4 protein-coding genes are annotated in these 6207 nt (G+C 43.8%); 3 read left to right on the forward strand and 1 reads right to left on the reverse strand.

The window, feature by feature from the left end; genetic code table 11:
* Positions 1-10: 10 nt before the first annotated feature.
* Positions 11-922, reverse strand: coding sequence for a haloalkane dehalogenase (locus Q0688_RS25795; protein WP_299084360.1), 912 nt, complete (start codon positions 920-922; stop codon positions 11-13).
* Positions 923-1161: 239 nt separating this feature from the next.
* Between Q0688_RS25795 and Q0688_RS25800 the strand changes: the two genes are divergently transcribed.
* From Q0688_RS25800 to Q0688_RS25810, 3 genes are all read left to right on the forward strand, one after another.
* Positions 1162-3291, forward strand: a complete 2130-nt coding sequence (locus tag Q0688_RS25800; protein ID WP_299084363.1) for a 3-hydroxyacyl-CoA dehydrogenase NAD-binding domain-containing protein — start codon at positions 1162-1164, stop codon at positions 3289-3291.
* A 56-nt stretch (positions 3292-3347) separates the two neighbouring features.
* Positions 3348-4529 carry an acetyl-CoA C-acyltransferase gene (locus tag Q0688_RS25805; protein ID WP_299084366.1) on the forward strand — a complete coding sequence of 394 codons (1182 nt, stop codon included), beginning with the start codon at positions 3348-3350 and terminating at the stop codon, positions 4527-4529.
* A gap of 75 nt (positions 4530-4604) precedes the next feature.
* Positions 4605-6207: acyl-CoA dehydrogenase family protein (locus Q0688_RS25810; RefSeq protein WP_299084370.1), on the forward strand; the 1603-nt coding region annotated here is incomplete at its 3' end.

A 6207-nucleotide genomic window follows, 5' to 3' on the forward strand; every position in this document is an offset into this window, starting at 1 on the left:
TAATTAAAACTTAAATTGGGTTAGTGCTCATAAAGGTGAGTAAAACTTCAGCCAGTTTTTCGCCTTGTTCTTCCTGCAAAAAATGCCCACCTTGTGCAATGGTGGTATGGGCTTGCCCCGCACATCCTGGAATAAGCTTTTGCATGATTTTGTCACCGCCTGCGGTCACGGGATCTGAATCACTGAAAGCAGTGATGAAAGGCTTAGTAAATTGTTGCAGTGCTTGCCACGCATGCCTATTGGCTTCGCTCGCTGGGTTGTCTGGTGTAGTAGGGACGAGCAAAGGAAACTGCCTTGCGCCGGCTTTATAGCTTTCATCGGGAAAAGGCGCATCGTAAGCGGCTAATACCTCAGCACTTAAAGTGGTTACTGTGCTACCTTTAATAATGCCCGCTACCGGAAATACGTCGACTTCTTGTGAAAACTTCTGCCAATTCATAAAGGCTTCGCTAGCGCCATGATCGCCTGTGGGTAGCATAGTGTTGGCGGCTAAAACCCGTGCAAACAAATCTGCATGTTCGGCGACTAAGCGTAACCCCAATAATCCGCCCCAATCTTGGCACACTAAGGTGATATCTTTTAATTCCAGCTGAATCATCACTTGGCGCAGCCAATCAAGGTGCCTTTGGTAAGTATAATCACTGCGCTTTGTGGGTTTGTCGGATTTACCAAAACCTATTAAATCGGGTGCAATAACGCGATAACCTGCTGCCACCACAGGATCAATCATCTTACGATATAAATAACTCCAACTCGGCTCACCGTGCAGCATTAATACAACATCGCCGTTTTTTGGGCCTGCATCAATATAGTGAAGTTTTAACGCGCCACCTTCAGTGTCATCAACCTCTAAAAAATGTGGTGGGTAAGGATAGTCCGCAAGTTGTTCGAAACAATGTTCAGGTGTAGTCAAAAACTTCATTTGCGCTCTCTCGATGTCATGGCAATGTAAAATAATTGTGATCTAGAACACCAAAAGAGCTACGAAAAGTCAACTTGCCCAGACTAATGCAAGACCATCTATTTAGTGAATAGATACTAAAAAATAAAGGCCTATACTAATAACAACAGCTTATTCTGCAGTATAAAATCAATAAATTAGAATGATTGGGGCCGGTGGCCTAGAATCTGCTGCTACTATTAAGCTGGTAAGAGGTCTACATGAGCCAAGTTGAATCACAAGCAGTAAGCTATGAACTAATTAAAACCCCTACCGCACATAATGTTGCGGCGCTTTGGATGCAAAACCCACCTGTTAATGCATTGTCAAAATCTGTTCGAGTCGGACTTATCGAACACTTAAATACCGCTATTGCTGATGATTCTGTTGAGTTGATTGTTATTTCATCTAAACAGAGTTTGTTCTCTGGCGGCGCGGATATCAGCGAATTTTCTGGTGGTGACTTAGAGCCTAATTTACCCGCAGTATTGGATGTGATTGAAAACTCTCCTAAGCCAGTGGTGGCGGTGTTAAACGGCCCTGCATTTGGTGGCGGATTAGAAGTGGCGCTGTCTTGTCATTATCGCGTGACCTTTGCCTCTAATAAAGTGGGCTTGCCTGAAGTAAACCTAGGTATTTTACCTGGCGCTGGTGGTACTCAACGCCTACCGCGTTTAGCCGGTGTGCAAAAAGCTTTGGATATGATTGTATCCGGTCGTCCAGTTGCGGCTAAAAAGCTAGCGGGTGTATTTGATGTTGTGGTAGATAGCCCTGAAACATTATTAAGCAGTGCCATGGCTTTTTGCGATAAAGTGATTGCCGATGGCAGCAAAGTGCGCAAAACCTGTGATGTGAACATTGATGCCAGCACCGCACCTAAAGAATTGTTTGCCCAGTATCGCCAGGGTTTAGCGGTTAAAGCTCGCGGCTTTTTTGCTCCTGAGCGTTGTATTCAAGCCGTTGAAGCGTCAGTTGAGCTACCTTTCGCCCAAGGTTTAGTGCGGGAAGGTGAGTTATTTATGGAGTGTATGCGTTCCAAAGAAGCCCGCGCCCAGCAGCATTTTTTCTTTGCTGAACGCGCCGCATCCCACGTAAAAGATTTTACTAAAGACACCCCAGTACGTGATATCAAACAAGTGGGTATAATCGGTGCAGGCACTATGGGTGGCGGTATCGCCATGAATTTTGCCAATGCGGGTATTCCGGTAATTATGCTAGAGCTGAAACAAGAAGCTTTAGACAAAGGTTTGGCGCTTATTCGTAAAAATTACGAAAACTCAGCTAAAAAAGGCAAGTTAACTGCCGAGCAAGTGGAAGACAGAATGGCCTTATTAACAGGCTCCACTGAATACGCTTCGTTAAGCAATGTGGACTTGGTGATTGAAGCGGTATTTGAAAAAATGTCGGTGAAACAAGAAGTATTTAAATCACTGGATGCCGTGTGTAAGCCAGGTGCTATTTTAGCTTCTAATACTTCAACGCTAGACATTGACGAGATTGGTGAAGCCACTAATCGCCCAGAAGACGTGATTGGTTTGCATTTCTTTAGTCCTGCCAACGTGATGAAACTACTTGAAGTGGTGAAAACTAGCAAAACTTCGCCTGATGTGATTAAAACCACCATGAAAATGGCCAAGAAAATCAACAAGGTTGCCGTTTTGGTAGGGGTTTGTTTTGGTTTTGTGGGTAACCGCATGATTGAATCTTATGGCCGTGAAGCAAACCGCATGATGCTTGAAGGTGGTACGCCAGAGAATATCGATAAAGTTATCTACGACTTTGGTATGCCTATGGGGCCTTTCACTATGGGTGATATGGCAGGGCAAGATATTGGTGCTTTTGTGCGTGAATCACGCCGCGAATTTATTAAACACGACCCTAGTTATTGTATTTTGGCCGACAAACTAGTTGAACAAGGTCGAGTAGGCTTAAAAGTAGGCAAAGGTGCGTATTTATACGAAGCAGGTAGCCGTAAACCTATTCCAGATCCCAGCGTACTTGAGTTAGCTAAAAGTGAAGCCGCGCGTTTAGGTGTAACCCAAAGGGACATCAGCGATCAAGAAATAGTCGAACGTATTATTTTTCCTTTGATCAATGAAGGGGCTTTGATTTTAGAAGAAGGCATCGCCGCTAAATCTAGCGATATTGACGTGATTTATGTCTACGGTTATGGATTCCCTGTATACCGTGGTGGCCCTATGCAATACGCCGATGAAATTGGTTTAAAAACCGTTTATGACGCTATGTGTAAATATCGTGATGAGTTGGGTGAACATGGTAAAAACTGGTTCGAACCAGCGCCACTATTGAAAAAATTAGCTGAACAAGGTAAACGATTCGCTGACTTATAGTTAGCCAGTTTGCCTATTACACTTACAAATTATAGAAAATTTTAGAGAGAATTATTATGAATGAAGCAGTTATTGTATCAACCGCAAGAACCCCCATTGGCCGTGCCTACAAAGGTGCATTTAATAACTTAGAAGCGCCAAGTTTAGGTGGTCATGCTATCCGCGCCGCAGTAGAAAAGTCTGGTATCGATCCCGCAAGTGTTGACGACGTGATTATGGGCAGCGCGCTTACTCAAGGTAGTGGCGGCATGAATATCGGTCGTTTAGCTGGTCTTGCCGGTGGTTTACCGACTTCAGTTTCGGGCATGACCTTAGACCGTCAGTGTAGCTCAGGTATGTACGCTATCGCCACGGCCGCTAAACATGTTATCACCGACAACGTACCAGTGATGGTAGCGGGTGGTCTAGATTCAATCAGTTTAGTGCAAAACAAAGCTATGAATACTCACCGTATGGTGGATCCTGCTTTGGCAAAAATGCACAAAAATATCTACATGCCTATGTTACAAACGGCTGAAGTAGTGGCAGCGCGTTACGGTATTAGCCGTGATGTACAAGATGAATATGGATATCGCAGTCAAATGCGTACCGCTGCTGCTCAAGCTGCGGGTAAGTTTGATGATGAAATTGTGCCGGTAACAGCAACGAAAGTGATTGTTGATCGCGAAACCAAAGAAGAGTCTTTCCAAGAAGTGACGTTAACCAAAGATGAAGGTAACCGCGCAGAAACTACTCTAGAAGGTTTACAAGGTTTAAAACCCGTTATCGAAGGCGGTGTTATCACTGCCGGTAACGCCAGTCAGTTATCGGATGGTGCATCTGCCAGCGTAATCATGAACAGCAAACTCGCCGAGCAACAAAACCTAACACCTCTTGGCGCATACCGTGGTATTGCTGTTGCAGGTTGTGAACCAGACGAAATGGGCATTGGCCCGGTTTTCGCCATTCCAAAATTGCTTAAGCAACATGGTTTAACCATGAACGATATCGGTTTGTGGGAGCTTAACGAAGCATTTGCCGTGCAAGTATTATATTGCCGCGACAAACTAGGCATTAACGATGACATTCTAAACGTAAACGGCGGAGCTATCTCTGTTGGTCACCCTTACGGCATGAGTGGCGCACGTATGGTAGGTCATGCACTTATCGAAGGTAAGCGTCGTGGTGCTAAATATGTAGTCTGTACTATGTGTATTGGTGGCGGTATGGGTGCAGCTGGATTGTTTGAAGTTTATTAATAGCCGTTGTGAGCTAAGAGTTTCGAGCATCTAGCTTCGAGCAAAAAAGATTTTTAAGAAAGAGAGTTAAAGAGTATGGAATATTTTAAGGCCCCTCAGAAAGAAGCCTTGTTCGTGATGAATGAATTATTAGGCTACGAAAAGCACTATGCTGATTTGGGTTTTACGGATGCGACGCCAGATATGGTTGAAGCCATCTTCTCAGAAGCGGCTAAGTTTGCCGAAAACGTGTTAGCCCCAATCAATGCCAACGGTGATGCCGAAGGGTGTAAGTGGGTTGATGGCGATGTCACCACACCAGCTGGTTTTAAAGAAGCGTATCAACAATATGTTGAAGGTGGTTGGCCGACACTATCTCAGTCGGAAGAGTTTGGTGGCCAAGGTTTACCACACTCTCTTAATATTAGTATTGCTGAGCTATTCTCAAGTGCAAACCATAGTTTTGCGATGTACCCAGGCTTAAGCCATGGTGCATTAGCTACGATTGAAGCGCACGGTACAGCAACTCAAAAACAACAGTTTATGCCAAAACTTGTCGAAGGCAACTGGACAGGTACTATGTGTTTAACAGAGCCGCATTGTGGAACTGATTTAGGCATGTTGCGCACCAAAGCAGAATTAAATGAAGACGGCAGTTACTCTTTAACGGGTACGAAAATTTTTATCTCAGCTGGTGAGCATGATTTGTCTGATAACATTGTTCATATTGTTATTGCCCGTATCCCTGGTGCACCAGAAGGTAACAAAGGCATTTCTTTATTTATTGTACCTAAGTTTAATGTTAATGATGATGGCACTATCGCAGATAGAAATGGCGTAAACTGTGGTTCAATCGAACATAAAATGGGTATCAATGGTAATGCGACATGTGTGATCAATTTTGATAGCGCTAAAGGTCATTTAATTGGTGAGCCTAACCGTGGTCTTAAATGTATGTTTACCTTTATGAATGCAGCCCGTATTGGTGTAGCAAGTGAAGGTGTTGCCGCTGCTGAAGCGTCATTTCAAGGGGCACTAGCCTATGCTAAAGATCGCTTACAAATGCGTTCGATCAGTGGTGTAAAAAATCCTGATGGACCAGCTGATCCCATTATTGTTCACCCTGATGTACGTAGAATGTTGCTAACACAGAAATCAATTGCAGAGGGCGGTCGTGCACTTGTGTCATATCTCGCACAACTTGTTGATATTGGTCATGCTGAAAAAGATGCGTTGGTTAAAGCTGATGCAGAAACTAAGCTGGCGTTATTAACACCCATCGCAAAAGCTTTCCTTTCTGAATTAGGTTTTGAATGTACCAGCCATGGTGTGCAAATTTTCGGTGGTCATGGCTTTATCAAAGAGTGGGGCATGGAACAATTAATGCGTGATACCAAAATTAGTTGTTTATATGAAGGTACTACTGGTATTCAGGCATTAGATTTACTTGCGCGTAAAATTATCGGTACTCAAGGTGAAGTATTAAAGCCATTTGCTAAAGATGTAAGCGTTTTTTGTCAAGAAAATATCGACAATGCAGAGATGGCTGAGTTCATTCAACCTATCATGGCTTACGCGAAAGAATGGCATGATCTTACGACGATGATTGGCGCTAAAGCGATGAAAAATCCAGATGAAATTGGTGGTGCATCGGTTGATTACTTAATGTTCTCAGGTTATGTCACTTTAGCGTATTTCT

Origin of the sequence: uncultured Paraglaciecola sp., assembly GCF_937123705.1 — a bacterium.
GTDB lineage: Bacteria > Pseudomonadota > Gammaproteobacteria > Enterobacterales > Alteromonadaceae > Paraglaciecola.

What these genes read in the sequence shown, in the direction of transcription:
- Q0688_RS25795 (WP_299084360.1), bottom strand. Translation starts at nt 922, where the DNA reads ATGAAGTTTTTGACTACACCTGAACATTGTTTCGAACAACTTGCGGAC.
- Q0688_RS25800 (WP_299084363.1), top strand. Translation starts at nt 1,162, where the DNA reads ATGAGCCAAGTTGAATCACAAGCAGTAAGCTATGAACTAATTAAAACC.
- Q0688_RS25805 (WP_299084366.1), top strand. Translation starts at nt 3,348, where the DNA reads ATGAATGAAGCAGTTATTGTATCAACCGCAAGAACCCCCATTGGCCGT.